The organism is Streptomyces sp. NPDC048191 (assembly GCF_040652655.1).
In the GTDB taxonomy this organism is placed as follows: Bacteria; Actinomycetota; Actinomycetes; order Streptomycetales; family Streptomycetaceae; genus Streptomyces.
In genome coordinates this window covers 1-25,290 of record NZ_JBEZMO010000002.1, presented here as the reverse complement: position 1 = coordinate 25,290, position 25,290 = coordinate 1, and the positions used below count along the sequence as shown (strand labels likewise).

At 71.1% G+C, this 25,290-nt stretch carries 26 protein-coding genes; 15 read left to right on the top strand and 11 right to left on the bottom strand.

What is annotated here, in order from left to right; all coding sequences use genetic code 11:
- Nucleotides 1-25 precede the first annotated feature (25 nt).
- Both AB0D93_RS03090 and AB0D93_RS03085 read right to left on the bottom strand, forming a co-directional pair.
- A complete protein-coding gene (locus tag AB0D93_RS03090; protein ID WP_362111980.1) occupies nucleotides 26-1,420 on the bottom strand; it encodes a TldD/PmbA family protein in 1,395 nt (464 codons plus the stop codon).
- Entirely contained in the window at nucleotides 1,417-2,940 is a 1,524-nt protein-coding gene (locus AB0D93_RS03085) for a TldD/PmbA family protein (protein ID WP_362111977.1), read from the bottom strand. The genes AB0D93_RS03090 and AB0D93_RS03085 overlap by 4 nt, the downstream gene beginning before the upstream one ends.
- Before the next feature lie 246 nt (nucleotides 2,941-3,186).
- Here AB0D93_RS03085 and fabG point away from each other — a divergent pair, with 246 nt between their 5' ends.
- The 3 genes from fabG to AB0D93_RS03070 all read left to right on the top strand — a co-directional run bounded on the left by fabG (nucleotide 3,187) and on the right by AB0D93_RS03070 (nucleotide 5,282).
- Complete coding sequence (fabG, locus tag AB0D93_RS03080; RefSeq protein WP_362111974.1) at nucleotides 3,187-3,891, top strand: 3-oxoacyl-[acyl-carrier-protein] reductase; 705 nt, start codon at nucleotides 3,187-3,189, stop codon at nucleotides 3,889-3,891.
- A 5-nt stretch (nucleotides 3,892-3,896) separates the two neighbouring features.
- On the top strand, nucleotides 3,897-4,664 hold the full coding sequence (gene fabI / locus AB0D93_RS03075) for an enoyl-ACP reductase FabI (protein WP_362111971.1): 768 nt from the start codon (nucleotides 3,897-3,899) through the stop codon (nucleotides 4,662-4,664).
- Between the two features lie 267 nt (nucleotides 4,665-4,931).
- Nucleotides 4,932-5,282, top strand: a complete 351-nt coding sequence (locus tag AB0D93_RS03070; RefSeq protein WP_362111968.1) for a hypothetical protein — start codon at nucleotides 4,932-4,934, stop codon at nucleotides 5,280-5,282.
- On the opposite strand, the gene AB0D93_RS03065 is transcribed toward AB0D93_RS03070, so the two are convergent.
- Nucleotides 5,260-5,952 (bottom strand): FadR/GntR family transcriptional regulator, encoded by a 693-nt coding sequence (locus tag AB0D93_RS03065; protein WP_362111965.1) that lies wholly within the window; start codon nucleotides 5,950-5,952, stop codon nucleotides 5,260-5,262. The two genes, AB0D93_RS03070 and AB0D93_RS03065, sit on opposite strands and share 23 nt — an antisense overlap.
- A gap of 81 nt (nucleotides 5,953-6,033) precedes the next feature.
- Here AB0D93_RS03065 and AB0D93_RS03060 point away from each other — a divergent pair, with 81 nt between their 5' ends.
- The 4 genes from AB0D93_RS03060 (at nucleotide 6,034) to AB0D93_RS03045 (ending at nucleotide 8,512) form a co-directional block, all read left to right on the top strand.
- Entirely contained in the window at nucleotides 6,034-7,368 is a 1,335-nt protein-coding gene (locus AB0D93_RS03060) for an MFS transporter (protein WP_362111961.1), read from the top strand.
- Between the two features lie 44 nt (nucleotides 7,369-7,412).
- Nucleotides 7,413-7,532: an SGM_5486 family transporter-associated protein gene (locus tag AB0D93_RS03055; protein WP_362111958.1), complete on the top strand. Its 120-nt coding sequence runs from the start codon at nucleotides 7,413-7,415 to the stop codon at nucleotides 7,530-7,532.
- 175 nt (nucleotides 7,533-7,707) lie between these two features.
- Nucleotides 7,708-7,914, top strand: coding sequence for a hypothetical protein (locus AB0D93_RS03050; RefSeq protein ID WP_362111955.1), 207 nt, complete (start codon nucleotides 7,708-7,710; stop codon nucleotides 7,912-7,914).
- 79 nt (nucleotides 7,915-7,993) lie between these two features.
- On the top strand, nucleotides 7,994-8,512 hold the full coding sequence (locus AB0D93_RS03045; protein WP_362111952.1) for a histidine phosphatase family protein: 519 nt from the start codon (nucleotides 7,994-7,996) through the stop codon (nucleotides 8,510-8,512).
- A gap of 75 nt (nucleotides 8,513-8,587) precedes the next feature.
- Here AB0D93_RS03045 and serB read toward each other — a convergent pair whose 3' ends face one another.
- Nucleotides 8,588-9,811: a phosphoserine phosphatase SerB gene (serB, locus tag AB0D93_RS03040; RefSeq protein ID WP_362111949.1), complete on the bottom strand. Its 1,224-nt coding sequence runs from the start codon at nucleotides 9,809-9,811 to the stop codon at nucleotides 8,588-8,590.
- Nucleotides 9,812-10,694: 883 nt separating this feature from the next.
- On the opposite strand from serB, the gene AB0D93_RS03035 reads away from it, so the two are divergent.
- Nucleotides 10,695-13,286 (top strand): FHA domain-containing protein, encoded by a 2,592-nt coding sequence (locus tag AB0D93_RS03035; protein WP_362111946.1) that lies wholly within the window; start codon nucleotides 10,695-10,697, stop codon nucleotides 13,284-13,286.
- 87 nt (nucleotides 13,287-13,373) lie between these two features.
- On the opposite strand, the gene AB0D93_RS03030 is transcribed toward AB0D93_RS03035, so the two are convergent.
- The 3 genes from AB0D93_RS03030 to AB0D93_RS03020 form a co-directional block, all read right to left on the bottom strand.
- Nucleotides 13,374-14,117: a transglycosylase SLT domain-containing protein gene (locus AB0D93_RS03030; RefSeq protein WP_362111943.1), complete on the bottom strand. Its 744-nt coding sequence runs from the start codon at nucleotides 14,115-14,117 to the stop codon at nucleotides 13,374-13,376.
- Between the two features lie 340 nt (nucleotides 14,118-14,457).
- A complete protein-coding gene (locus tag AB0D93_RS03025; RefSeq protein WP_362111940.1) occupies nucleotides 14,458-15,549 on the bottom strand; it encodes an S-adenosylmethionine:tRNA ribosyltransferase-isomerase in 1,092 nt (363 codons plus the stop codon).
- On the bottom strand, nucleotides 15,546-16,241 hold the full coding sequence (locus tag AB0D93_RS03020; protein ID WP_362111937.1) for an SDR family oxidoreductase: 696 nt from the start codon (nucleotides 16,239-16,241) through the stop codon (nucleotides 15,546-15,548). The genes AB0D93_RS03025 and AB0D93_RS03020 overlap by 4 nt, the downstream gene beginning before the upstream one ends.
- A gap of 238 nt (nucleotides 16,242-16,479) precedes the next feature.
- Between AB0D93_RS03020 and AB0D93_RS03015 the strand changes: the two genes are divergently transcribed.
- The 3 genes from AB0D93_RS03015 (at nucleotide 16,480) to AB0D93_RS03005 (ending at nucleotide 18,690) form a co-directional block, all read left to right on the top strand.
- Complete coding sequence (locus AB0D93_RS03015; protein WP_362111934.1) at nucleotides 16,480-17,625, top strand: GAF domain-containing sensor histidine kinase; 1,146 nt, start codon at nucleotides 16,480-16,482, stop codon at nucleotides 17,623-17,625.
- Nucleotides 17,618-18,259 (top strand): response regulator transcription factor, encoded by a 642-nt coding sequence (locus tag AB0D93_RS03010; protein WP_362111931.1) that lies wholly within the window; start codon nucleotides 17,618-17,620, stop codon nucleotides 18,257-18,259. The genes AB0D93_RS03015 and AB0D93_RS03010 overlap by 8 nt, the downstream gene beginning before the upstream one ends.
- Nucleotides 18,260-18,441: 182 nt before the next feature.
- Nucleotides 18,442-18,690, top strand: a complete 249-nt coding sequence (locus AB0D93_RS03005; RefSeq protein ID WP_362111928.1) for a chaplin — start codon at nucleotides 18,442-18,444, stop codon at nucleotides 18,688-18,690.
- A 70-nt stretch (nucleotides 18,691-18,760) separates the two neighbouring features.
- Here AB0D93_RS03005 and AB0D93_RS03000 read toward each other — a convergent pair whose 3' ends face one another.
- A complete protein-coding gene (locus AB0D93_RS03000; protein WP_362111925.1) occupies nucleotides 18,761-19,549 on the bottom strand; it encodes a hypothetical protein in 789 nt (262 codons plus the stop codon).
- A gap of 151 nt (nucleotides 19,550-19,700) precedes the next feature.
- Here AB0D93_RS03000 and AB0D93_RS02995 point away from each other — a divergent pair, with 151 nt between their 5' ends.
- The 3 genes from AB0D93_RS02995 (at nucleotide 19,701) to AB0D93_RS02985 (ending at nucleotide 22,064) form a co-directional block, all read left to right on the top strand.
- Entirely contained in the window at nucleotides 19,701-20,492 is a 792-nt protein-coding gene (locus tag AB0D93_RS02995) for an ABC transporter ATP-binding protein (protein ID WP_362111922.1), read from the top strand.
- Between the two features lie 60 nt (nucleotides 20,493-20,552).
- Entirely contained in the window at nucleotides 20,553-20,984 is a 432-nt protein-coding gene (locus tag AB0D93_RS02990) for an NfeD family protein (RefSeq protein WP_362111919.1), read from the top strand.
- Nucleotides 20,985-21,095: 111 nt separating this feature from the next.
- Nucleotides 21,096-22,064, top strand: a complete 969-nt coding sequence (locus AB0D93_RS02985) for an SPFH domain-containing protein (protein WP_362111916.1) — start codon at nucleotides 21,096-21,098, stop codon at nucleotides 22,062-22,064.
- A 73-nt stretch (nucleotides 22,065-22,137) separates the two neighbouring features.
- Here AB0D93_RS02985 and AB0D93_RS02980 read toward each other — a convergent pair whose 3' ends face one another.
- From AB0D93_RS02980 to AB0D93_RS02970, 3 genes are all read right to left on the bottom strand, one after another.
- Nucleotides 22,138-22,644, bottom strand: coding sequence for an HNH endonuclease (locus tag AB0D93_RS02980; protein WP_362111913.1), 507 nt, complete (start codon nucleotides 22,642-22,644; stop codon nucleotides 22,138-22,140).
- 168 nt (nucleotides 22,645-22,812) lie between these two features.
- Nucleotides 22,813-23,352 (bottom strand): YbhB/YbcL family Raf kinase inhibitor-like protein, encoded by a 540-nt coding sequence (locus AB0D93_RS02975; protein WP_362111910.1) that lies wholly within the window; start codon nucleotides 23,350-23,352, stop codon nucleotides 22,813-22,815.
- A 45-nt stretch (nucleotides 23,353-23,397) separates the two neighbouring features.
- A complete protein-coding gene (locus AB0D93_RS02970) occupies nucleotides 23,398-24,180 on the bottom strand; it encodes a sporulation protein (protein WP_362111908.1) in 783 nt (260 codons plus the stop codon).
- Nucleotides 24,181-24,280: 100 nt separating this feature from the next.
- Here AB0D93_RS02970 and AB0D93_RS02965 point away from each other — a divergent pair, with 100 nt between their 5' ends.
- Complete coding sequence (locus AB0D93_RS02965; RefSeq protein ID WP_362111905.1) at nucleotides 24,281-24,931, top strand: DNA-3-methyladenine glycosylase; 651 nt, start codon at nucleotides 24,281-24,283, stop codon at nucleotides 24,929-24,931.
- Nucleotides 24,932-25,290: the final 359 nt, after the last annotated feature.

The following is a 25,290-nucleotide window of genomic DNA, read 5'->3' as shown; positions in this document are numbered from 1 at the left end:
CACCCGACTACGAACGCCTACGAGGTTATACGCCCTGACTGACAGAGCTCATGTTGAAATCCGGGATGCGCAGCGCGGGCATCGCGGCCCGGGTGAACCAGTCGCCCCACTCGCGCGGCAGCGTCTTCTCCGTGCGCCCCGCCTCCGTGGCCCGCCGCAGCAGGTCCACCGGCGACTCGTTGAACCGGAAGTTGTTCACCTGCCCGGTGACCTCGCCGTTCTCCACGAGGTAGACGCCGTCGCGGGTCAGGCCCGTGAGCAGCAGCGTCGCCGGGTCGACCTCGCGGATGTACCACAGGCAGGTCAGCAGCAGCCCGCGCTCGGTGTCCGCGACCATCTCCTGGAGCGAGCGGTCGTCACCGCCGTCCAGGATCAGGTTCCCGAGCACCGGGGCGACCGGCAGTCCGGTCAGGCCCGCGCTGTGCCGGGTGGTGGTCAGGTGCTTGAGCACACCCTCGCTGATCCACTCCGTGGTGCGGGTCGGCAGCCCGTTGTCGAACACGGACTGGTCGCCACCGGAGGAGTGCGCGACCACGAAGGGCGGGCACTCCAGCCCGGGCTCGTTCGGGTCGCTGCGCAGGGTCAGCGGCAGCTCGGCGAGCCTCTCGCCCACGCGCGTGCCACCGCCCGGCCTGGAGAACACCGTGCGGCCCTCGGCCGCGTCCCGGCCCGAGGCCGACCACAGCTGGTAGATCAGCATGTCCGCCACGGCCGTGGGCGGCAGCAGCGTCTCGTAGCGGCCGGCGGGCAGCTCCACCCGCCGCTCGGCCCAGCCGAGCCGTACGGCCAGCTCGGCGTCGAGCGCGCCCGGGTCCAGGTCCTTGAAGTCCCGCGTGGAGTGGCCCGCCCACGCCGAGCGCGTGCGGTCCGGGGACTTGGCGTTCAGCTCCAGCGTGCCGGTGGGCTGGTCGTGCCTGAGCCGCAGCCCGGTGGACGTACCCAGGTACGTCGACACCAGCTCGTGGTTGGCGAAGCCGTACAGCTCGCGACCGCCCGCACGCGCGCGTGCGAACGCCTCGCCCAGCGCCGGCGCGAAGTCCGCGAAGACGGCGGAGGAGGTCTCGGCCGGCGCGTCCGTGAAGTCCGGCGACGCCGGTGCGTCGCCCACCAGCGGCTGCGCGTCCTCGGCCGGCCCGGCCCCCCGCGCGGCGGTCTCGGCGGCCCGCACCAGCGGCTCCAGGTCCTGAGCGGTGACCGCCGAGCGCGAGACGACACCGGAGGCGGTGCCCTCCTTGCCGTCCACGGTCGCGATCACGGTGAGCGTACGACCGCGCGTCACCCCGTTCGTGGTGAGCGCGTTGCCCGCCCAGCGCAGGTTGGCGGTGGAGTGCTCGTCGGCGATGACGACGCAGCCGTCGGCCCGGGACAGCGCCAGCGCCCGCTCGACGATCTCGTGGGGCTTGTTCGTACGGGCGCTCATCGACCGGCCTCCTGCGTGGTGTTGAGGATGTTGACGCCCTTGAAGAGGGCCGACGGGCACCCGTGCGACACGGAGGCCACCTGCCCCGGCTGGGCCTTGCCGCAGTTGAAGGCGCCGCCGAGGACGTAGGTCTGCGGACCGCCGACGGCCGACATGGATCCCCAGAAGTCGGTGGTCGTGGCCTGGTACGCCACGTCCTTCAGCTGCCCGGTGATCCGCCCGTTCTCGATCCTGAAGAAGCGCTGCCCGGTGAATTGGAAGTTGTAGCGCTGCATGTCGATCGACCAGGACCGGTCGCCGACCACGTAGATGCCCCGGTCGACCCCGCCGATCAGGTCCTCGGTGGACAGCCCCGCCGGGTCCGGCTGGAGTGACACGTTGGCCATGCGCTGCACCGGCACGTGCGCGGGGGAGTCGGCGTACGCGCACCCGTTGGACCGGTCGAACCCGGTGAGCCGCGCGATCCGCCGGTCCAGCTGGTAGCCGACCAGCGTGCCGTCCTTCACCAGGTCCCAGGACTGCGCCGCGACGCCCTCGTCGTCGTACCCGATGGTCGCGAGACCGTGCTCGGCGGTGCGGTCGCCGGTGACGTTCATCGACTCGGAGCCGTACTTCAGCTTGCCCAGCAGGTCGAAGGTGGCGAAGGAGGTGCCGGCGTAGGCGGCCTCGTAGCCGAGCGCGCGGTCCAGCTCGGTGGCGTGACCGATGGACTCGTGGATGGTCAGCCACAGGTTGGAGGGGTCGACCACCAGGTCGTACAGGCCCGGCTCCACGCTCGGCGCCCGCATCTTCTCGGCGAGCAGCTCCGGGATCTGCTCCAGCTCCTCGTCCCAGTCCCAGCCGGTGCCCGTCAGGTACTCCCAGCCCCGCCCGACCGGCGGCGCGAGGGTCCGCATCGAGTCGAACTCGCCGCTGGACTCGTCCACGGACACCGCGGTCAGCTGCGGGTGCAGCCGCACCCGCTGCTGGGTCGTCACGGTCCCGGCGGTGTCGGCGTAGAACTTGTTCTCGTGCACGGTGAGCAGCGAGGCGTCCACGTGGCTGACGCCGGTCGCCGCCAGCAGCCGCGCGCTCCAGTCCGCCAGCAGCGCGGCCTTCTCCTCGTCGGGCACCGAGAAGGGGTCGATCTCGTACGACGACACCCACGTGCGGTCCGCGTGCACCGGCTCGTCGGCCAGCTCCACCCTCTCGTCGGATCCCGCCGCCCTGATGACCTGCGCGGACAGCTTGGCCATGGCCACCGCCTGCGCGGCCACCTTGGCGGCCGCGTCCATGCTCAGGTCCACCCCGGAGGCGAAGCCCCACGTGCCGCCGTGCACGACCCGCACCGCGTACCCGAGGTCGGTGGTGTCCGACGATCCGGCCGGCTTGGCGTCCCGCAGCCGCCAGGACGCGCTGCGCACGCGCTCGAAGCGGAAGTCCGCGTGCTCGGCCCCCAGGGCACGCGCGCGGGCGAGCGCGGCGTCGGCGAGGGCCCGTAGGGGAAGCGCCGTGAAGGCTTCGTCGATGGAATGAGGCACGGAGGTCTCCCTGCTGTCGTGGCCTGTCGGGTCGATGATGTCGTGGGAGCGGCCGGTGGACCACAGGTTTCGGGTCCGGACCCCGGTCGTTCTGTAGGGATCCGACAGCGACACCCCCGAGCCACTGTCGGTGCCCGATTGCCCGCGGGCGTGGCCGTACCGATAGGTTTTCGATGAAGCCGCCTGTCATCCAGTGTTCGGGCGGGTTGTCGGACTTCTGCAGACCGCTATCGAAAGGGTGATCCGTTGAGCCGCTCGGTTCTCGTCACCGGAGGCAACCGGGGCATCGGCCTCGCCATCGCCCGCGCATTCGCCGACGCCGGCGACAAGGTCGCGATCACGTACCGGTCGGGCGAGCCGCCGGCCGACTTCCTCGCCGTCAAGTGCGACATCACCGACCCCGAGCAGGTGGAGCAGGCCTACAAGGAGATCGAGGAGCAGCACGGCCCGGTCGAGATACTGATCGCCAACGCGGGCGTGACGAAGGACCAGCTGCTGATGCGCATGTCCGAGGAGGACTTCACCTCGGTCATCGACACCAACCTCACCGGCACCTTCCGCGTCGTCAAGCGCGCGAACCGCGGCATGCTGCGCGCCAAGAAGGGCCGCGTCATCCTGATCTCGTCCGTGGTCGGCCTGCTCGGCTCGGCGGGCCAGGCGAACTACGCCGCCTCCAAGGCCGCCCTGGTCGGCTTCGCGCGTTCCCTCGCCCGTGAGCTGGGCTCGCGCAACATCACCTTCAACGTCGTCGCGCCCGGTTTCGTCGACACCGACATGACCAAGGTGCTCAGCGACGAGCAGCGCCAGAGCATCGTCTCCCAGGTGCCGCTCGGCCGTTACGCGCAGCCGGAGGAGATCGCCGCGACGGTGCGGTTCCTCGCCTCGGACGACGCTTCGTACATCACTGGAGCCGTCATCCCCGTTGACGGCGGACTGGGAATGGGTCACTGATCACCATGAGCGGAATCCTCGAGGGCAAGCGCGTCCTGATCACCGGTGTGCTGATGGAGTCCTCCATCGCCTTCCACGCGGCCAAGCTGGCCCAGGAGCAGGGTGCCGAGATCATCCTGACCGCGTTCCCGCGCCCCACGCTGACCGAGCGCATCGCCAAGAAGCTCCCGAAGCCCACCAAGGTCATCGAGCTGGACGTCACCAACGACGAGCACCTCGGCCGGCTGGCCGACATCGTCGGTGAGGAGCTCGGCGGCCTGGACGGCGTCGTGCACTCCATCGGCTTCGCGCCGCAGGACGCGCTCGGCGGCAACTTCCTCAACACGCCGTTCGAGTCCGTGGCCACCGCCATGCACGTCTCGGCTTACTCCCTGAAGTCGCTGACCATGGCCTGCCTGCCGCTGATGCAGAACGGCGGCTCGGTCGTCGGCCTCACCTTCGACGCCCAGTACGCCTGGCCCCAGTACGACTGGATGGGCCCGGCCAAGGCCGCCCTGGAGGCGACCAGCCGCTACATGGCGCGCGACCTGGGCAAGCAGAACATCCGCTGCAACCTCGTCTCCGCGGGCCCGATCGGCTCCATGGCCGCCAAGTCCATCCCGGGCTTCGCCGAGCTGGCCTCCGTGTGGGACTCCCGCGCCCCGCTGGAGTGGGACCTGAAGGACCCGGAGCCGGCCGGCCGCGGCATCGTCGCCCTGCTGAGCGACTGGTTCCCGAAGACGACCGGCGAGATCATCCACGTCGACGGCGGCCTGCACGCCATCGGTGCGTGACCGCTTCCGCCGAGGCGTGACCGACGGCCGGGGCCCGCACCCTTCGGGGCGCGGGCCCCGGTCGTGCCGGGAGGGCGTGGAGCCGGGGCGGGGGAGTGGTGGACCGCGGGGCGGGGCAGGGCGGGGCGCCGCGGAGACTGCGCAGGCCAGGGCGCGGAGCGTCACTCTTTCGGCCCACCGGCCGGGCGCCCACCGGCCGGGGCGGCGCACCCTGGATTACGCGTCCACACACGCGTCCCTCCGCAGCCCGGCCGAGGAGGTCCCCTTGTGCGCCTGTCCCGCAGCCTGGCCCCGGTGACCGTGGCCGTGGCCCTCGTGCTCTCCCTGCCGTACGACGCGATGCCCTACGCGCGGGTGGGCGACGCGAAGCCACCCGCGCCGAGCCTCTTCGGGGCCGCCTGCCGTACGGCCGTCCGCGGCTCCCACGTGGTGGCCTACTGCCACAACCCCTATGTCGACACCGATCGCGTGCGTCTGCACATCGAGTGCGCCCGCTGGTGGGACATCGACACCGACAGCGCGCCGGTGGACACCGGGCCCGCCCTGACCGTACGGCTCACGGGCCGCTGCTGGAAGGAAGTCCGCTCGGTGTGGATCAGCCACCAGAAGGAGCACTGAACCGGCCCGGCCGGCACAGGAAGGGATAGCTCGCGGCCTCGGTGGCCGCCGCCTCCGCGTCCCCGGTGCGGATCGCGTCCACCAGGCGCCGGTGATCCATGTGGGTCTCCGGCGTCAGCTCCGCGCCCACGTCGGCGCGCAGCCAGTCCCGCAGCACCTCGCCCAGGTCGGCGTACATCGCCGTGATCACGTCGTTGTGCGAGGCGGCCACGACGGCGAGGTGGAAGGTGGCGTCGGCGGTCACGAAGGCCTCCGCCTCGCCGGTGTCCCAGGCCACCTCACGCCGCTCCAGCAGGGCGTCCAGCTGCTTGAGGTCCTTCTCGGTGCGCCGCTCGGCGGCCAGTTTCGCCGCGGCGGACTCCAGCGCGGCACGCAGCTCCGCGATGTGCCGGGGGTCGGCGCCGGCGAACCGGCGGTGCATCACACCGGCCAGCTCGCTCGTGGCGACCACATAGGTGCCGGAGCCCTGCCGGATGTCGAGCAGCCCGTTGTGGGCGAGCGCGCGGACGGCCTCGCGGACGGTGTTGCGGGCGACGCCGAGCTGCTCGACCAGTTCCGGCTCCGTCGGGATGCGCGAGCCGACCGGCCACTCGCCGGAGGTGATCTGGCCTCGCAGTTCGGCGATGACCTGCTCGGACAGCGCCGAACGGCGCGGGTGGCTCAGGGGCATGGCACACCTTCGCACGATGGGCCCGGGTCCAGACGTCCCGGGGATGGACAACCAATCATCCCATGATTCTATGATGGGGGCATGGCACGTGAGGAAAGCCCGACAGTGGAGACCCGTACGGCGATGTCACCGACCCCCCGCGGTACGGCCGCGGCGACGACCGCCCCCGAGACGACCCCCGGCGCCGGCGGCAGGCGCGCGTGGGCGGTCCGGCTGGTGATCGTCGGCATCGTGCTGTCCGCGCTGAACCTCCGCCCGGCCATCACCAGCCTCGGCGCGCTCCTGGAGGAGGTCCGCGACGGGCTCGGCATGAGCGGCGGCGTGGCCGGACTGCTCACCTCCGTGCCCCCGCTGTGCTTCGCGGTCTTCGGGGTCACCGCCCCCCGGCTCGCCCGCCGCTTCGGTCCGGCCGCCGTGGTGTGCGCCGGCATGGCCGCCATCACCGCGGGCCTGCTGATACGGCCGTATCTCGGCAACACGGCCGGATTCCTCGCCGCCAGCGCGCTCGCCCTGATGGGTATCGCCGTCAGCAACGTGCTCATGCCGGTCATCGTCAAGCGCTGGTTCCCCGACCGGGTCGGCTCCATGACCGGTCTGTACTCGATGGCCCTCGCCCTCGGTACCTCCCTCGCCGCCGCGGTGACCGTGCCCCTGACGGACGCCCTGGGCGGCGACTGGCGGTCCGGCCTCACCGTGTGGGCCGCCCTCGCGGGCGCCGCCGTCCTGCCCTGGCTGCCGCTCGTCCGTGACCGTGGCGGCGACATCGCGCCCGCCCGGCCGCGGGAGCGTGCGACGGAGCGACGGCACGCCCCCGAGGAGCACACACCGCTGCGCATCACCCGCAGCCGTACCGCCTGGGCGCTCGCCGTGTTCTTCGGCCTCCAGGCCACCGCCGCCTACATCACCATGGGCTGGATGCCGCAGATCTTCCGGGACGCCGGCGTCCCGGCCGGCACCGCGGGCGTGCTGCTCGCCGTCACCATGGTGATGGGCGTGCCGCTGGCCTTCGTCATCCCGCGCGTCGCCACCCGGCTGCCCCACCAGGGGCCGATCGCGCTGGCCCTGGGCGTGTGCGGCCTCGCCGGTTACGCCGGCCTGTACCTCGCGCCCGCCGCCGGCGCCTGGGCCTGGGCTCTGCTGCTCGGCGTGTCCAACTGCGCCTTCCCGCTGGCCCTCACGATGGTCGGCATGCGGGCCAGGAGCGGCCCGGGCGTGGCCCAGCTGTCCGCCTTCGCGCAGAGCACCGGCTACCTGATCTCCATTCCCGGCCCGCTGCTGGTCGGCGTGCTCTACCAGCAGAGCGGCGGCTGGGGAATGCCGATCGCCCTCATGGCGGGCCTGATGCTGCCGCAGATGGTGGTGGGCTTCCTGGCGGGCCGCGACCGCACGGTGGAGGACGAGGCGGCGGCGCGCTGACCCCCGCGGTCGGCGGCCCGGGGGAAGGGTGCGAGACTGGGCGCATGCAGCCTGTGCTCGACCCGAACCCGCAGAACGGCCAGAAGAAGATGCTGCTCGTCTTCGGCGCGTTCCTCGCCATCTTCGTGATCATCGCCGTCATCGCGACCCTCGCCTCCCCCTGACGGCCGCATCCCGGCACCGGCGGATGGTGGGGCTGGCCCCACCATCCCCTAGGGGGTAAGGGTCAGGGTCAACTGGGTGGAAGTCCGGATGGGTTGGCGGCCCCGGATTCCGTAGCTTCGAGATGTGACCGCACGACAGGGTCACTCACCCGCTCGAAGACCCACGGAGGCGATCATGTCGGCCCGCACCCACTCCCGGCCCCACCCGGCGACCACGGGCGGCGTCGACATGCGGCTGCCCTGGTGGGCGCTCGCCCTGCCCGCGCTCGCCTTCGTCGCGCTGCTCGCGCTGATACTGAACCCGTCGGACGCCCACGCGGCGAGCGGCGACCCGGCGATCACGCACCTCTTCGAGCGCGCCCAGCAGCTCCTCGCGCGCTGACCCGGAGTCTTCGTGCACCGGTGAATCCGCATGTCAACTCCCTGCGCCGCATGGCCTGTTTCATGCGAAGCTGGGTTTCATGAGCGCCGCAGAACCTCGCAGGATCATCCTCTTCCGCCATGCGAAAGCCGACTGGCCACAGGTGTCCGACCATGAGCGCCCGCTCGCCGAGCGGGGCCGCATGGACGCCGCGGTCGCCGGACGCAAGCTGGCCGACTCCGGTATCACCCTCGACCTGGCCCTGTGCTCCACCGCCACGCGGACCCGCGAGACCTGGAAGCTCGCCGTCCACGAGCTGGCGCACCGTCCCAGGACCGTGTACGAGGAGCGGGTCTACGACGCCTCGCCCGGCGAGCTGATCGCCGTGCTCAACGAGATCCCGGACGAGGTGCGGAACGTGATCCTGATCGGCCACAACCCGGGCGTCCACGGCCTGGCCGACATCCTGTCCGGCGCGGCCGAGGGCGACGCCCGCGAGCGGATGAACCGCCGCGGCTTCCCCGCGGCCGGCTTCGCGCTGCTGTCCTTCGACGGCCCCTGGAAGAGCCTGGAACCGGGCGTGGCCACGCTCACGGACTACTGGGCGCCCACCGAGTGACCTCACCCGTGTACGTCGAGGGCCCGGCACCGGTGCGGTGCCGGGCCCTCGCCCGTCCGGCTCGCGGGGGCCGGCTCAGCGCTCGTCGTGGGTGTCGGCCGTCTCGACCTCTTCGCGGGTGACGCCCAGCAGATACAGGACCGTGTCGAGGAAGGGGAAGTTCACCGCCGTGTGCGCGGCCTCGCGGACCACCGGCTTGGCGTTGAAGGCGACGCCCAGACCGGCCGCGTTCAGCATGTCCAGGTCATTGGCGCCGTCACCGATCGCCACCGTCTGCGACAGCGGCACCCCGGCCTCCGCGGCGAACCGGCGCAGCAGCCGCGCCTTGCCCGCGCGGTCCACGATCTCGCCGGTGACCCGGCCGGTCAGCTTGCCGTCGACGATCTCCAGCGTGTTGGCCTGCGCGAAGTCCAGGCCCAACCGTTCCTTCAGATCGTCCGTGACCTGGGTGAAGCCACCGGAGACGACACCGACTTGGTAGCCGAGCCGCTTGAGCGTGCGGATCAGGGTGCGCGCGCCCGGCGTCAGCCGGACCTCGTTGCGCACCTTCTCCACCACGGAGGCGTCCAGTCCCTTGAGCAGCGCCACGCGCGCGTGCAGCGACTGCGCGAAGTCCAGCTCCCCGCGCATCGCCGCCGCCGTCACCTCGGCGACCTCGTCCTCGCAGCCGGCGTGTGCCGCGAACAGCTCGATGACCTCGTCCTGGATCAGGGTCGAGTCCACGTCCATCACCACGAGCCGCTGCGCGCGCCGGTGCAGCCCCGCCGACACCACGGCCACGTCGACACCGAGTGCCGCCGCGTCCGTCGCCAGGGCCGTGCGCAGCGGCTCGGTCTCCACACCGGAGACGGCGAACTCCACGGCCGTCACGGGGTATTTGGCGAGGCGGAAGATACGGTCGATGTTGCCGCCGGCCTTCGCGATCCGGTCGGCGATGGCGGCCGTCGACTCGGCGGTCAGCGGATGGCCGAGGACGGTCACCAGCGAACGCCCGAGGCCGCGCGGCTGGTTGTCGCCGTGCCCCGAGATGATCTCCGCCTGCATCTTCATCGACTCGGCCCAGCTGTGCACGGTGGCCCTGAGGTCGCCCTCCAGGCCGGCCGGCGGCTGGGTGACCAGCGCGCACAGCACCAGGCGGCCCCGCGTGACGACCTGCTCGATGTCGACCACGTCGACGAGGTAGGCGGCGAGGGTGTCGAAGAGGCCCGCCGTGATGCCCGGCCTGTCCCTGCCGAAGATCTTGACAAGGAGGGTGGGGACCTCGGGGGTCTGTGCGGCGGAGGTCTGCGAAGCGCTCATGGTGTCACCACCGTATCCGGCACCCAGTGCCGTCCGTCGCCGAGGTCCGCCTGACGGACACGGAACAATGGATGTCGCGCCGGTGTCAGGGATCTTGCCACTGGGAGACACCGTGCCCCCGCTCCCACGCGGCGACCCGGCCCTCACCACGACTGTGCCACGAGATGCCCCACCGAGCAGTCCGAGACCGCACCGGCGAGGCTTCGGGCCTCCTGCCGGTACCCGTGGCCGGCGGGAGCGGGGGAGCCGGCGGCGCCGTGCCGTGCCGTCCAGCCCTGGCGTGCGATCACCGGACCGGGTGGTGGGGATGCGGGGGCGGGTGGGGCGGAAGCCGGGCGGTGGGGATGCGGGGCGGAGCGGCCGGATGCCGGGCGGGGCGTCACACACGCCGTCCCCGCGACCGCCACTCTCCTGGCCCCGTCGGCTGTGGGGAGGTCCTCCGGCACGGGAGGTCCTCCGGCACGGGAGGTCCTCCGGCACACGGCGGCCGGTACGGCGTACTCGGCGCACGGTCCCCACACCGTAGACGCAGCGACCGTACGACGAGAACCGCTGCGCGCCCCCTGCCGGGAGAGGAGTTCGGGGGTGGGACGGCAACTCCGGCCGGCCGCAAGGATCGTAGCGGGACGTCGACGAGCCCCCCGAGTGGCCTGATGTCGATGGCGGTGTGCGGCCACAGGTGCTTGTCCCTGTCGCCGGGATTACCACTCTCCGGACCGGTTTCAACCCTGCCGGCGCGGAGAGTTGAAGCGCGCGGACGCGCCCGTGACAAGGCCCGGGTTTCGGTCAGAGGGCCGAGCCTGAAATAGTTCCCCACGATGTTCGACATCCCTAGACTCCCTGCGATGGGGGAAATTCGGGGGACAACTCAGTGGGGCATGGAGTGCCGGAACTCGTACTGGAATCAAACGGACGGACCTGGACGCTCGACCCGTCCAGGCCCTACACCCTCGGCCGCGATCCGCAGGGTGACATCGTCTTCGACGACGCCAGGGTGTCCTGGCGGCACGCCACGGTCAGCTTCAACGGCCGCAGTTGGGTCATCGAGGACCATGGCAGCACCAACGGCACATTCGTGCAGGGTCGGCGGATCCAGCAGGTGGAGATCGCGCCGGGCGCGTCGCTGCACCTCGGCAACGCGACCGACGGACCGCGGCTGAACCTCTCCGGGGCCGCGGTCGGCGAGCAACAGTCGGCGCCGTACGCCGCGCAGGGTGCCGGCGCGCCCGGCTGGGCCCAGCCGGCCGCGCAGCAGGCGCCCGCGCAGCCGCAGGCCCCGGCTCCGCAGCAGGCCGTACCGCACCAGGCGCCCGCGCAGCCGCAGGCCCCGCAGCAGGGCTGGCAGCAGCAGGCGCCGGCGTTTCCGCAGCAGCAGGCGGCACCCGCCGAGCAGTACGTACAGAAGGCGGCCGGTGGTGGCGCGGGGGCGCCGCCGGTCCACGGCGACCGCAGCCCGACCACCTTCCACCAGTTCGCCGTCGGCCGGGTGATGCGCATCGGCCGTGCCCTGGAGAACGAGCTGGTCGTCTCCGACCTGCAGGTCTCCCGGCACCACGCCGAGTTCCACGCCACACCCGACGGCCGCCTGGAGATCCGCGACCTCGGCTCGCACAACGGCACCTACGTCAACGGCCAGCCGATCCCCAAGGGCGGCTCGGTGCAGCTGGGCCCGGCCGACATCGTCGGCGTCGGCCACTCCACCTTCCGGATCGTCGGCGACCGGCTCGAGGAGTTCGTCGACACCGGTGAGGTCTCCTTCTCCGCGCGCCATCTGACCGTCACGGTCGACGGCGGCAAGCAGATCCTGAAGGACGTCTCCTTCGGTGTCCCGGAGAAGTCGCTGATCGCCGTGATCGGCCCGTCGGGCTCCGGCAAGTCGACCCTGCTCAAGGCGCTCACCGGCTACCGGCCGGCGAACCAGGGCGAGGTGCTGTACGACAACCGCAACCTGTACAAGCAGTTCGCCGAGCTGCGCCAGCGCATCGGTCTGGTTCCGCAGGACGACATCCTGCACAAGGAGCTGACCGTCAAGAAGGCCCTGAAGTACGCGGCCAAGCTGCGCTTCCCGGCCGACACCACGGCGCAGGAGCGCGACGCGCGTATCGAGGAGGTGCTGCGCGAGCTCAAGCTCGACATCCACAAGGACAAGAAGGTCACCTCGCTCTCCGGCGGCCAGCGCAAGCGCGTGTCCGTGGCCCTGGAACTGCTGACCAAGCCGTCCCTGATCTTCCTGGACGAGCCGACCTCCGGTCTCGACCCGGGCATGGACCGCGATGTCATGCAGCTGCTGCGCGGCCTCGCCGACGACGGCCGCACCGTCCTTGTGGTCACGCACTCGGTGGCCGAGCTGGCGCTGTGCGACAAGCTGCTGGTGATGGCGCCGGGCGGCTCGGTGGCCTACTTCGGCCCGCCGGAGGAGGCACTGAACTTCTTCGGCTACGACAGCTGGGCCGACGTCTTCTCCGCTTTCGAGAACTACCGCGACTACGACTGGGCGGGCCGCTGGAAGGGCTCGCAGCACTACCAGATGTACGCGGCGGACGTCGACTCCGTCGCCCCGCAGTCGGTCCACCACATGCCTCCGCCGCAGGCCATCAAGCCGCCCAAGCCGCAGGCCTGGGGTTCGCAGCTGCTGACCCTGATCCGCCGGTACGTGTCGGTCATCGCCTCCGACCGGGGCTTCCTGCTGCTGAGCGTGGTCCTGCCGGCGGTTCTCGGCGCGGTCAGCCTGCCGATCCAGCACAACCGCGGTCTGAGGGTCAACGCGGCGATCAACCCGCAGACCGGCCTGCACGTCCCCAACGGAACCGCCACCACCGTGCTGCTGATCCTCGCGGTCGGCGCGTGCTTCGCGGGCGCCGCGAACTCCGTGCGTGAGCTGATCAAGGAACGGGTGATCTACGAGCGGGAGCGGGCGACCGGCCTGTCCCGGTCGGCGTACCTGATGTCCAAGGTGGTCGTGCTCGGCGCCGTCACCGTGCTCCAGGGGCTGCTGGTCGGCCTGATCGGCTTCTCCAGCCGTGACCTGCCCGACCAGGGACTGATCCTGGGCGGCTCGACCCTGCTGGAGCTGTGCCTGCCGATCATGGCCCTCGGCTTCACCTCGATGATGGTGGGCCTGGTGATCTCCTCGCTGGTCAAGACCGCCGAGAAGACCATGCCGCTGCTGGTGATGTTCGCGATCATCCAGGTCGTCTTCACCGGCTGCCTCTTCACCCTGCACGGCACGCTCGGTGTGAACGAGCTCTCGTACCTGATGCCGTCGCGCTGGGGTGTGGCCGCCGCCGGCACCACGCTGGACTTCAACAACATCGCCCCGAACACCGACGACCCGGGCAGCACCGACCCGCTGTGGAACCACACGGCCGGCGCCTGGGGCATGGACATGATCATCCTGGTCCTGCTCGGTGTGGTCTGCGGCTTCTTCGTGGCCCGCTTCCTGCGCCGCCACGAGCCGGAGGTCATGCGCAAGTAGCGGCGCCCACGACAAGGCCGAAGGGCGGCACCCCGTGCTGGGGTGCCGCCCTTCGGCGTACGTCGTTCAGAGGTCTCGCGCCAGGCCTCAGTACGCGCTGTTGACGTTGTCCATCGAGCCGTACCGGTGGGCGGCGTAGTTGCAGGCGGCGGTGATGTTGGCGACCGGGTCGTAGATGTTCCACGACGTACCGGGCACGTGGTACGCGTTGAAGGTGGGCTGGATCACCTGCAGCAGGCCCTTGGACGGGATGCCGTTGATGGCGTTGATGTCCCAGTTGTTGATGGCCATCGGGTTGCCCGAGGACTCCCGGATGATGTTGCGGTGCACACCGCTGTAGGAGCCCGGGATGTTGTGCTGCTTCATGATGTCCAGCGCCTGGCGGATCCAGCCGTCCAGGTTGTTGGGGTACGTCTTGGCGGCGGTCAGCTCCATCCGCGGGCGCTGGGCGGAGCGGCTCGCGGCCGCCTTGGCGGCGCGGTCCTGCGCGGCCTTCTTGGCGGCGGCGTCGGAGGCGGCCTTCTTCGCGGCCGCGGCGGCGCGCTGCTTGGCGACAGCGGCGTCGGCGGCCTTCTTCTGCGCGGCGAACGTGTCCAGCTTGACGCTCTGGTCGGCGAGCTGGTCGGTGACCGTGCCCTTGACGTTCTTCAGCGTCTTGCCGGCGGCGACCTGGTCGGTGGTGGCCGGGGCGCCGGTGGTGACGGTGTCGGCGCTGCTCGGGACGGCCGAGACGACCAGGGCGGCGGTGCCGAGGGCAGCGACACCGGCGAGGGCGATCTTGTGCTGCTTGGTCAGACGACTATGAGCACGGTTGAGCATGTTCTTGGGCATGGCGTGATGGACCTCTTCGTTGGCGCGGAGGTCGCTCCTGCGTCCGCCGGGGGAATCGGCTCCTCCCGCACGAACGCCGGGGGCGGGTAACCCACGGCGCTGAGCGACGGGAGCAATTCTTAGCTGGCGCAAAATGCCCAGGCAAAGGTGTGACGTACGATCCGGGGTAGTGGATCGCCGAAGGGCAAAACGGGACAGACTGGACCGTCTGCCCCGTTCATGCCGGGATGGTTTATCTCCTATGCCCGCTCGTACGTGATGTGGGCCCTATGCGCGGGCTCACATCGGAGACGCAACGGTTTCACCAACAGTTGCCAACGCAACGCTCTGTGTGAGGGGCCTACTCCGGAAGGATGAGATGCGTGTCGCCGAACTCGTGCCACAGGTAGAGCCCGCGCAGCGCCTCCTCGTAGGCACGGCCGACCGCGTCCTGCCCCGCGACCGCCTCCAGCATCAGCAGGTGCGAGGCCCCGGGTTCGTGCAGCCCGGTCAGCAGCCCGTCCACCACCCGCACCCCGCGCTCGGGAGTCACGACCAGATCCGTCCAGCCCCCGGCCGCCCGCACCACCCCGTCGGGTCCGGCCGCCGACTCCACGGCCCGCACGGCCGTCGTACCCACCGCGATCACACGACCGCCCGCCTGTGTCCCACCATGCTTCTCCACAAGCACTTCGCGTCCGTTCTGATTCCCCTTCGCCGCGTTGATCAGCCGCGCCGACGCCGCCGGCACCGCGAAGCGCTCCGGATACGGCGGCTCGTGCGCCTCCGCCGACGACACCCCCGTGTGCAACGTGACCGGCGCGAACCGCACCCCCCGGCTCACCAGCTCCGCCACCAGGCGCGGGGTGAAGGGGCGTGCCGCGCTCGGCATCTCCGCACTGCCCGCCCCGTCCGGCGACGGCAGCGCGAACACCGTCTGGTACACCGGCAGCGGCTGGTCCCGCTCCGTATGGGAGTAGCGAATGGGCCGCCCGTGGGCGTGCAGCAACGCGAGGACGTCCCCGCCCGCCCGGGCCCACCACAGCCGCTGCCCGCCCGGGCTCAGCGGCTCCTGAAGCACCAGCCGCTCCGCTCCCGGCAGCACCACCTCCATACCCGCACGCGTGCCCGTACGCGCGCGCGTGGTGCCCCGCGCGTCCGGTTCCCGCAGTTCGACCGCCCACCGGCCGTCGTCCCCGAGCGTGGAGAAGTGCACCACCACGCGCGCGTGCCCGACCCGTCCGTCCACCGCGGCGGCCAGCGTCGGCGAGGTGTTCACCACCAGCAGGTCCCCGGCCCGCAGCAGCCGCGGCAGCTCCGGGAACCCGTGATGTGTCACCCGTGTCCCACGCGACACCAGCAGCCGTACGGCGTCCCGGCCCAGGCCCGGACCGCGCTGCTCGGCGGGCACGCGCGCGGAGAGCTCCTCCGGAACCCGTACCGCTGGGGTCACAGCTCCTCCAGCAGGGCCGGCGCCGCGTACCGCCCGCTGGCCGGCCGCTCGTCCAGCAGCCGCAGGAACGCCGGTACGACGGCGTCCGGCGCCGGACGCGGCTCGGGATCGTCGGGTACGGCCGCCGCGTACAGGCCGGTCGCCATGTCGCCCGGATCCACGGCCCACACCCGCAGGCCGGGCTCCTCCACGCCCAGCACCGCCGCGAGCTGGTCCAGGGCCGCCTTCGAGGCGCCGTAGCCGCCCCACGTCCCGTACGCCTCGGCCGCCGCGTCCGAGCTGACCGTGATCACCGTGCCGGCCGGCGACTCCCGCAGCAGCGGCAGCGCCTCACGGACCAGGCCCAGCGCGGCCACCACGTTCACCTCCAGCGCCCGCCGCAACCCCTCCAGCGGCAGCTCGGCCAGCCGTACCAACGGCTCGGCCCCCAGCACGCTCGCATTGCTCACCAGCAGATCGAGACCGCCCAGCCGCCGCGCGGTCGCCACCAGCGCCGCCCGGTGCCCGGCGTCCGTCACATCGCCGGCCGGCGCCTCCACGCGTGTGCCGTACCCGGCGACGCTCTCCGCCGCCTCCTCGAGGGCCCCCGCACCGCGGGCGTCCAGCACCAGGTCCCAGCCGCGCGCGGCCAGCGCCCCGGCGAGCGCCCGCCCCAGGCCCTTCGAGGCCCCCGTGATGATCGCTACCGGCATGACCACCGTCCCCTCGCCTTCCCCACGTGGATCACCGCCGTCCGTCGGGCGGTGACGTCACCGTAGGAACGGCACCGGACCGGCCGCCTCGGCCGCGGGCCGCAAAGGAGAGGGGCCCTTCGGCGTACACCGCACGCCCCGGCCGGGGGACCTACACCGGCCGCCCTAGGACCAGCGGACCGGGCCCCTTCGCCGCGGGTCCGATCCGCTTGTCATACCCCGCCGGTACCGTGAGGACATGAGTCAAGGCCCCCGGTCCGGCCTCGCCGCGATCAGTTCCGCGCTGCTGGCCATGAGCAGGCACCTGGAGGTGCGCGACGTCCTCAAGACCATCGTCGCCTCCGCCCGCGAGCTGCTCGACGCGCAGTACGCCGCCCTCGGTGTCCCCGACGACCACGGCGGCTTCGCCCAGTTCGTCGTCGACGGCGTCAGCGACGCCCAGTGGAAGGCCATCGGACCGCTGCCCCGCCAGCACGGCATCCTCGCCGCGATGCTGCACGAGGCCCGCCCCGAACGCCTCGCCGACGTGCGCAAGGACCCCCGCTTCGAGGGCTGGCCGGCCGCGCACCCGGAGCTGGCCGACTTCCTCGGCCTGCCCATCCGCGACGGCGACGAGGTCATCGGCGCCCTGTTCCTGGCCAACAAGAACTGCCCGAAACCAGAGGGGAGTTGCGGGTTCACCGAGGAGGACGAGGACCTGCTCGCCATCCTCGCCCAGCACGCCGCCATCGCCCTCACCAACGCCCGGCTCTACGAGCGCAGCCGCGAACTCACCATCGCCGAGGAACGCTCCCGCCTCGCCCACGAACTCCACGACGCGGTCAGCCAGAAGCTCTTCTCGCTGCGCCTGACCGCCCAGGCCGCGGCCGCCCTCGTCGACCGCGACCCCGCCCGCGCCAAGGGCGAACTGCACCAGGTCGCCGCGCTCGCCGCCGAGGCCGCGGACGAACTGCGCGCCGCCGTGGTGGAACTGCGCCCCGCCGCCCTGGACGAGGACGGCCTGGTCGCCACCCTGCGCACCCAGACCCAGGTCCTCGACCGCGCCCACTCCGCGCGCGTGACCTTCACCAGCGACGGCTTCCGCGCCCTGCCCGCCGCCCAGGAGGAGGCCCTGCTCCGGGTCGCCCAGGAGGCCCTGCACAACGCGCTGCGCCACTCCGGCGCCGCCCACGTCGACGTGAGCGTGAAGCGGCGCGGCTGCGGAGCCGTCCTGCGCGTCACCGACGACGGGGACGGCTTTGACCCCAAGGCCGTCCGCCGGGCCGGCCGGCATCTGGGCCTGGTCTCGATGCGGGACCGCACGAGCGGGGTCGGCGGCACGCTGACCGTGGAGTCGGTGCCCGGCAAGGGCACCACGATCGAGATGGAGGTCCCCGGTGGCTGACCCGATCAAGGTGCTGCTCGTCGACGACCACCAGGTCGTCCGCCGGGGACTGCGCACCTTCCTGGAGGTGCAGGACGACATCGAGGTCGTCGGCGAGGCCGCCGACGGCTCCGAGGGCGTCGCCCGCGCCGAGGAACTGCGGCCGGACGTCGTCCTGATGGACGTCAAGATGCCGGGCACGGACGGCATCGACGCCCTGCGCAGGCTCCGCGAACTCGACAACCCCGCGCGCGTGCTGATCGTCACCAGCTTCACCGAGCAGCGTACGGTCGTGCCCGCCCTGCGCGCGGGCGCCGCCGGATACGTCTACAAGGACGTGGACCCCGACGCCCTCGCCGGCGCCATCCGCTCCGTGCACGCGGGCCACATCCTGCTCCAGCCGGAGGTCGCCGGCGTCCTGCTCTCCCAGGAGGAGGCCAACTCCGGCCAGAGCAGAGGCGGTTCGCTCACCGACCGGGAGCGCGAGGTGCTCGGCCTGATCGCGGACGGCCGCTCCAACCGCGAGATCGCCCGCGCCCTCGTCCTGTCCGAGAAGACCGTCAAGACGCACGTCTCCAACATCCTGATGAAACTCGACCTCGCCGACCGCACCCAGGCCGCGCTGTGGGCCGTACGGCACGGCGTGACCGGCTGAAACGCCCTCCCCAACGCCTCGCCGCGGCCTTCACTCACGGCGACACGGAGGGTTACGGCCCGGACCGAGATTCATACCGTCGTGGGAATGTCACCCGGATGGCGCACCCTCCGGCGATCTCCGCCGTTCTTCAGTGCGTGCCGCGGCGAACCGCCGCGGTGACCGCCTAGGAGGGGTTGAAAGTGAAGAACCTGAAGAAGGCAGCGGCCGTGGCGATGGTGGCCGGCGGGATCGTGGCCGCCGGCGCGGGGATGGCCTCTGCCACGACCGGCGGCTCCGTGGCGGCCGGCGAGGCCCACGGCTCCCCGGGCGTCGTCTCGGGCAATGTCGTTCAGGTGCCGGTGCACATCCCGGTGAACGCGGTCGGCAACAGCGTGAGCGTCATCGGCGCGCTGAACCCGGCCTTCGGCAACCTCGGCCTCAACCACTGAGGTCCGGCCCGCAGCGACCACAGGCCCCCCGGTGCCCACCGGGGGGCCTGTCCTGCATCAGCGCCTTTGATCAGCGCGCTCCACGCCCCCGTTCCTCCACGATGGAGTTGTACGCCGCCACCTGGGCCCGCCGGGCCGTCCGTTCAACGGGCCGCAGGGCTTCCGCCCGCGCCGCCATCTCGCTGGAACTGACCGCACCCCCGTGCCCGTTGCCGTACGCCAGCGAGACCAGCAGGGCGACCCGCTGCGCCAGCTCCAGCACCCGCACCGCACGCGGCGGATACCCCGGCGCCAGCACCTCCCGGCCGCGCTCGGCCCGTGCCCGGTACGCGTCGATCGCCGTCTCCGCCACCGGGCCCGACCCGGCGACGTCCAGCTTCGACAGCACCTCGGTCGCCTCGCGCAGCGCCTCCGCCAGCTCCCGCTCGGCCTCGCCCAGCGACGGCACGTCGGCGGGCGGCGCCTCCCGCACCGGCAGCACCTGCCAGACCACCTCGGCATGTACATCACCCTCGGGCCCGGCCTCGTACGCCTGAGGCACCAGACCGAACGCGGCACCGAAGCAGACCACCGCCTCCTCGGCCTCCAGCGCCCGCGCATTGAACTCCGGCGGCCCGCTCAGCCCCAGCGGATGCCCCGGCGCCGGCAGCGCGACCCGCAGACCGGTCACCCCCAGCGCCCGCAGCCGCCCGAACGCGAGCGTGAGCCCGACCGGCGCGGACTCCCCGGGCAGCCCCTCCACCCGGTGCACCGTGTCTTCGCCCACAATGGCGAGCGCGGCGTCATCCGGTGAGACAAGTCCGGCCAAAAGGGCATTTCCCCAAGCGGCAAGGCGTCCTGAACGCGGTTCCGAGAGCATGCCCCCACCCTAAGGACCGGACCGAGGGAATGGAGCGGGGCACTCGTGGCGTAGATTTCATAAGGGCTGCGCCCGCAGGCGCGGCGGACCGAGCCACAGGCGTACGCGACCAGCCGAGACCGGCCACACTGCAAGGGGAGACAACGCGCTCATGAGCGATGTTCTGGAGCTTCAGGACGTATCCGTGGTCCGCGAGGGCCGGGCTCTGGTGGACCAGGTCTCCTGGTCGGTGAAGGAGGGCGAGCGGTGGGTCATCCTCGGCCCCAACGGCGCCGGCAAGACCACCCTCCTGAACGTCGCCTCCAGCTACCTCTTCCCCAGCAAGGGCACCGCCACCATTCTCGGCGATACCCTCGGCAAGGTCGACGTCTTCGACCTGCGCCCCCGCATCGGTGTGGCCGGCATCGCCCTGGCCGAGAAGCTCCCCAAGCGCCAGACCGTCCTGGAGACCGTGCTCACCGCCGCCTACGGCATGACCGCCCACTGGCAGGAGGAGTACGACGAGGTCGACGAGCAGCGCGCCCGCGCCTTCCTCGACCGCCTCGGCATGAGCGACTACGTCGACCGCCGCTTCGGCACCCTCTCCGAGGGCGAGCGCAAGCGCACCCTCATCGCCCGCGCCCTGATGACCGACCCCGAGCTGCTCCTCCTCGACGAGCCCGCCGCCGGCCTCGACCTCGGCGGCCGCGAGGACCTGGTCCGCCGCCTCGGCCGCCTCGCCCGCGACCCCATCGCCCCCTCGATGATCATGGTCACGCACCACGTCGAGGAGATCGCCCCCGGCTTCACCCACGTCCTGATGATCCGCCAGGGCAAGGTCCTCGCCGCCGGCCCGATCGAGCTGGAGCTGACCTCCCGCAACCTCTCCCTGTGCTTCGGTCTGCCGCTCGTCGTCGAGCAGGTCGGCGACCGCTGGACCGCCCAGGGCCTGCCCCTGTCCTGACCCCGCCGCGCCCGTCTGCGCGCCCTGTCCGCCGCTCGGCCCCACCCCTACCATGACCGTGTGAACGACATCGACGCATGGGTGTGGTGGCTCGTCGGCGCGGCGGCGCTCGGAATCCCGCTCGTCGTCACCGCCATGCCGGAGTTCGGCATGCTCGCGGTCGGAGCCGTCGCGGCCGCGATCGCCGCGGGACTCGGCTTCGACGCCGTCGTCCAGGTCCTCACCTTCGTCGTCGTCTCCGTGGCGCTCATCGCCGTCGTCCGCCCGATCGCGGCCCGGCACGGCAGACAGCGTCCCCAACTCGCCACCGGTGTCGACGCCTTGAAGGGCAAGCAGGCGGTCGTCCTGGAACGCGTCGACGGTTCCGGCGGCCGCATCAAGCTCGCCGGAGAGGTGTGGTCCGCGCGCTCCCTCGACACCGGGCGCGCCTACGACGTGGGCCAGGAGGTGGACGTCGTGGACATCGAAGGAGCCACCGCCATCGTCATCTGAGGCATCATGCCCACGAGTTGGGCGATGGTCTGTCAGACTCGACCAGCAAGATCTTCTACAGACACGAGATCTGCCGAAGGCGCCCAGGCGGAGAGGGGTACGGGGAACACGATGGAACCGGTCATCATCGTCCTGATCATTCTGGTGGTGTTGGTCTTCATCGCCCTGATCAAGACCATCCAGGTCATCCCACAGGCCAGCGCCGCCATCGTCGAGCGCTTCGGCCGCTACACACGCACACTGAACGCGGGCCTGAACATCGTGGTCCCGTTCATCGACACCATCCGCAACCGCATCGACCTGCGCGAACAGGTCGTACCCTTCCCGCCGCAGCCGGTGATCACCCAGGACAACCTGGTGGTCAACATCGACACGGTCATCTACTACCAGGTGACGGACGCGCGGGCGGCCACCTACGAGGTCGCCAGCTACATCCAGGCCATCGAGCAGCTCACGGTCACCACGCTCCGCAACATCATCGGCGGCATGGACCTCGAACGCACCCTGACCTCCCGCGAGGAGATCAACGCGGCCCTGCGCGGTGTCCTCGACGAGGCGACGGGCAAGTGGGGCATCCGCGTCAACCGCGTGGAACTCAAGGCCATCGAACCGCCGACCTCCATCCAGGACTCGATGGAGAAGCAGATGCGCGCCGACCGGGACAAGCGCGCCGCGATCCTCACCGCCGAAGGCACGCGCCAGGCCGCCATCCTCACCGCCGAGGGCGAGAAACAGTCCCAGATCCTGCGCGCCGAGGGTGAGGCCAAGGCCGCCGCCCTGCGCGCCGAGGGCGAGGCCCAGGCGGTCCGTACGGTCTTCGAGGCCATCCACGCCGGCGACCCCGACCAGAAGCTCCTGTCCTACCAGTACCTGCAGATGCTACCGAAGATCGCCGAGGGCGACGCCAACAAGCTCTGGATCGTCCCCAGCGAAATCGGCGACGCCCTCAAGGGACTCTCCGGCGCGATGGGCAACTTCGGCCCCCTGGGCGGCGGCGGTCAGGGCAACGGCGGCGCCAACGTCCCCGCACAGAACAACGGCCCGAGCACAGAACGCCGCGAGAAGCCGAGCATCGACTGAAGCGCGTCGTACCTCAAGGCGTACCTCAAAGGGGCTCACCTTCCTCAGGAAGGTGAGCCCCTTTCACACCACCCTATGCGGCGCTCTGCCCCAGCCACGCCGGCAACGCCTCGAAGTCCTCCTGCCGCAGAGCCAAGAGCATCGCGTCCGCCGGCGTCGGCTCGAACGGCTCCCGCAGCAGCTCCATACCGGCCTGGGCCGGAGTCCGGTCGGCCTTGCGGTGATTGTCCTCCGCACACGCGGCAACCGTGTTCAGCCACGTGTCCTGCCCGCCCTGCGCCCGCGGCAGCACGTGGTCCACGGTCGTCGCCCTGCGCCCGCAGTACGCGCACCGGTGCCGGTCCCTGACCAGCACACCCCGCCTCGACCACGGAGCCTGTCTTCGGAACGGCACCCGTACGTATCTGCATAGCCTGATCACCCGGGGCGCCGGTATGTCCACATCGGCACCGCGCATACGCAGTTCGGGATGGGCCTGCTCGACGACGGCCTTGTCCTGGAGCACCAGAACGACGGCTCGATTCAACGTCACCGTCGACAGCGGCTCGAAGCTCGCGTTCAGCACCAGCGTGTCCCGCATCCAGCCCACCTCCTGTGCGCACCTGCCCACCCCCCGGCGGGCTTGGATCAACTCTGGACGGGCGCGCCGAGATGGACAACGCAATAAAAAATGCCCGCCTCCGATCACTTCCAAGACCGGAGGCGGGCAAACGTTCAATGAACGCTTGGCTGAATCACGGCGCTGCGCTCAGCCCCGCGCGGGGTTCTCGTACTCACCGATGAGCTGCGCACGCGCGATCGCGTGGAACCGCAGATTGAAGCCGACGACGGCCGGCGACACGTCCGAGTCCGGGCCCAGCTTCTCCTGATCCACGGCGTACACCGTGAAGACGTACCGGTGCGGACCGTCCCCGGGAGGCGGCGCGGCACCACCGAAGTCCTTCGTCCCGTAGTCGTTGCGCACATGCACCGCGCCCTCGGGCAGGCCCTCGAACTTGCCGCTGCCCGCACCCGCCGGCAGCTCCGTCACAGAGGCCGGGATGTCGAACAGGACCCAGTGCCAGAACCCACTGCCGGTCGGCGCGTCGGGGTCGTAGCAGGTCACGGCGAAGCTCTTGGTCTGAGGCGGGAAGCCCTCCCAGCGCAGCTGCGGAGAGGTGTTGCCCTCCGCATGGACCTGGGCGCTCCCCAGCGTCGCGCCCTCCTCGATGTCCGTGCTCGTCACCGTGAACGATGGCACGGGCGGATGGAAGTCGTGGGGGAGCGGCCGCCGCTTGAGCTCGGTCACCTCGGTACCTCCTGATCGATGATCTGGAACCAGCAGTTCCCGAGCCTAGAACCAGTTGCGCCTGCTGCCGACCTCGGACAGCCACTGGTTCAGGTATGCCGCCCAGTCGGTCCCCTGCCAGTCGTGCTGCCCCACCTGGAAGGACCGGTAGGTGTCCGAACCCTCGCTGAACAGACCCGGCTTCTTGTCCATCTCCAGCACGACGTCCATCGCGTGCTCGTCGGCCACGAAGCTCAGCTCGACCTGGTTCAGACCCCGGTACTGCGACGGCGGGTGGAACTCGATCTCCTGGTAGAACGGCAGCCGCTGCCGCGTCCCCCGGATGTGGCCGCGCTCCATGTCCGCGTTCTTGAAGCGGAAGCCCAGCTGGATGAAGGCGTCCAGGACCGCCTTCTGCGCCGGCAGCGGGTGGACGTTGATCGGGTCCAGGTCGCCGGAGTCCACGGCACGCGCGATCGCCAGCTCGGTCGTCACGCCGATGTGCATCCCGCGCAGCGCCTGCCCGTCGATCATCGTGACCGGCGTCTCCCAGGGGATCTCCAGGCCGAACGGCACCGCGTGCACGGCACCCGCCTGCAGCTCGAAGGCACCACCGAGCCGCACCTTCGTGAACTCGATGTCCTGCTTGTACTCCTGGTCGTCGCGCTCCACCTCGACCTTGGCCTGCAGACCGACGGACAGACCCTCGATCTCCTGGTTCACGGACCCGCCCTGGATCCGCACCTCACCCTGGACGACACCGCCCGGCACGACATTGACCTCGGTGAGCACCGTCTCGACCGACGCCCCACCGGCCCCGAGGCTCGCGAGCAGCTTCTTGAACGCCATTGACTCTCCCTTTACGAAGGACCCTCGACCCCTACAAACGCGATCCGCTCCCGAGCGGTTCCGCAGGGGCGGTGCCCCGTCTGCACTACCCTCGGACGCCATGATCGCGCCCCCGGACCGTACGCCACTGCCCAGAGCGTTCTTCGACCGCCCGGTTCTGGAGGTGGCGCCGGACCTGCTCGGCCGCATCCTGGTCCGTACGACCCCCGACGGCCCGATCGCCGTCCGCCTCACGGAGGTCGAGGCGTACGACGGCCCGAACGACCCCGGCTCACACGCCTACCGTGGCCCCACCGCCCGCAACGGGGTGATGTTCGGTCCCCCCGGACACGTCTACGTCTACTTCACCTATGGCATGTGGCACTGCATGAACCTCGTCTGCGGCCCCGAGGGCCGCGCGAGCGCCGTGCTGCTCCGCGCGGGCGAGGTCGTCGAGGGCACGGAACTGGCCCGCAAACGGCGGCTTTCGGCCCGAAACGACAAGGAACTGGCCAAAGGCCCGGCCCGGCTGGCGACGGCCCTGGAAGTCGACCGAGCCCTGGACGGCACTGACGCGTGCACCCCCGGCGAGACCCCGCTGCGGATGCTGACCGGGACGCCGGTAGCCCGTGACCTGGTACGAAGCGGCCCCCGCACCGGAGTCGCCGGCGAGGGCGGCGACGGCGACATCCATCCCTGGCGTTACTGGGTGGCGGGCGACCCGACGGTGAGCCCCTATCGGGCCCATGTGCCGAGGCGCCGCCGAAGTTGACGCGTCCCACGAAGGTGCGTAATGTATCCCGAGCCGCTGAACCGGGTACGGCGATCGCCTGCAGCCGGAGCGGCCAACCCACTACCTAGCTAGAGCCCCTCAGCGGGGTCGCTTCTGGCGCGCTCGCGTGCCCGAATTCGAACTCGCGAGACTCGATTATGAGTCGCCGAGGAAATGAGCTAACGTAGTGAATGTCGAAAGGGCGGACGGCGAAAGCCGAAAACCCCGAGACAATCCCGCCGACCGGGAATCGGACGCCGAAAGGATCTGATAGAGTCGGAAACACCGAAGGGAAGCCCGGAGGAAAGCCCGAGAGGGTGAGTACAAAGGAAGCGACCGTTCCTTGAGAACTCAACAGC

Excerpts from the sequence above, each read along its gene's own strand:
- serB (WP_362111949.1), bottom strand. The coding sequence starts at position 9,811 with ATGAGCGCTTCGCAGACCTCCGCCGCACAGACCCCCGAGGTCCCCACC.
- AB0D93_RS03055 (WP_362111958.1), top strand. The coding sequence starts at position 7,413 with ATGCAGCCTGTGCTCGACCCGAACCCGCAGAACGGCCAGAAGAAGATG.
- AB0D93_RS03045 (WP_362111952.1), top strand. The coding sequence starts at position 7,994 with ATGAGCGCCGCAGAACCTCGCAGGATCATCCTCTTCCGCCATGCGAAA.
- AB0D93_RS02985 (WP_362111916.1), top strand. The coding sequence starts at position 21,096 with ATGGAACCGGTCATCATCGTCCTGATCATTCTGGTGGTGTTGGTCTTC.
- AB0D93_RS03090 (WP_362111980.1), bottom strand. The coding sequence starts at position 1,420 with ATGAGCGCCCGTACGAACAAGCCCCACGAGATCGTCGAGCGGGCGCTG.
- AB0D93_RS03015 (WP_362111934.1), top strand. The coding sequence starts at position 16,480 with ATGAGTCAAGGCCCCCGGTCCGGCCTCGCCGCGATCAGTTCCGCGCTG.
- AB0D93_RS02980 (WP_362111913.1), bottom strand. The coding sequence starts at position 22,644 with ATGCGGGACACGCTGGTGCTGAACGCGAGCTTCGAGCCGCTGTCGACG.
- AB0D93_RS03065 (WP_362111965.1), bottom strand. The coding sequence starts at position 5,952 with ATGCCCCTGAGCCACCCGCGCCGTTCGGCGCTGTCCGAGCAGGTCATC.
- AB0D93_RS03060 (WP_362111961.1), top strand. The coding sequence starts at position 6,034 with ATGGCACGTGAGGAAAGCCCGACAGTGGAGACCCGTACGGCGATGTCA.
- AB0D93_RS02965 (WP_362111905.1), top strand. The coding sequence starts at position 24,281 with ATGATCGCGCCCCCGGACCGTACGCCACTGCCCAGAGCGTTCTTCGAC.
- fabI (WP_362111971.1), top strand. The coding sequence starts at position 3,897 with ATGAGCGGAATCCTCGAGGGCAAGCGCGTCCTGATCACCGGTGTGCTG.
- AB0D93_RS02995 (WP_362111922.1), top strand. The coding sequence starts at position 19,701 with ATGAGCGATGTTCTGGAGCTTCAGGACGTATCCGTGGTCCGCGAGGGC.
- AB0D93_RS03050 (WP_362111955.1), top strand. The coding sequence starts at position 7,708 with ATGTCGGCCCGCACCCACTCCCGGCCCCACCCGGCGACCACGGGCGGC.
- AB0D93_RS03020 (WP_362111937.1), bottom strand. The coding sequence starts at position 16,241 with ATGCCGGTAGCGATCATCACGGGGGCCTCGAAGGGCCTGGGGCGGGCG.
- AB0D93_RS02970 (WP_362111908.1), bottom strand. The coding sequence starts at position 24,180 with ATGGCGTTCAAGAAGCTGCTCGCGAGCCTCGGGGCCGGTGGGGCGTCG.
- AB0D93_RS03000 (WP_362111925.1), bottom strand. The coding sequence starts at position 19,549 with ATGCTCTCGGAACCGCGTTCAGGACGCCTTGCCGCTTGGGGAAATGCC.
- AB0D93_RS03030 (WP_362111943.1), bottom strand. The coding sequence starts at position 14,117 with ATGCCCAAGAACATGCTCAACCGTGCTCATAGTCGTCTGACCAAGCAG.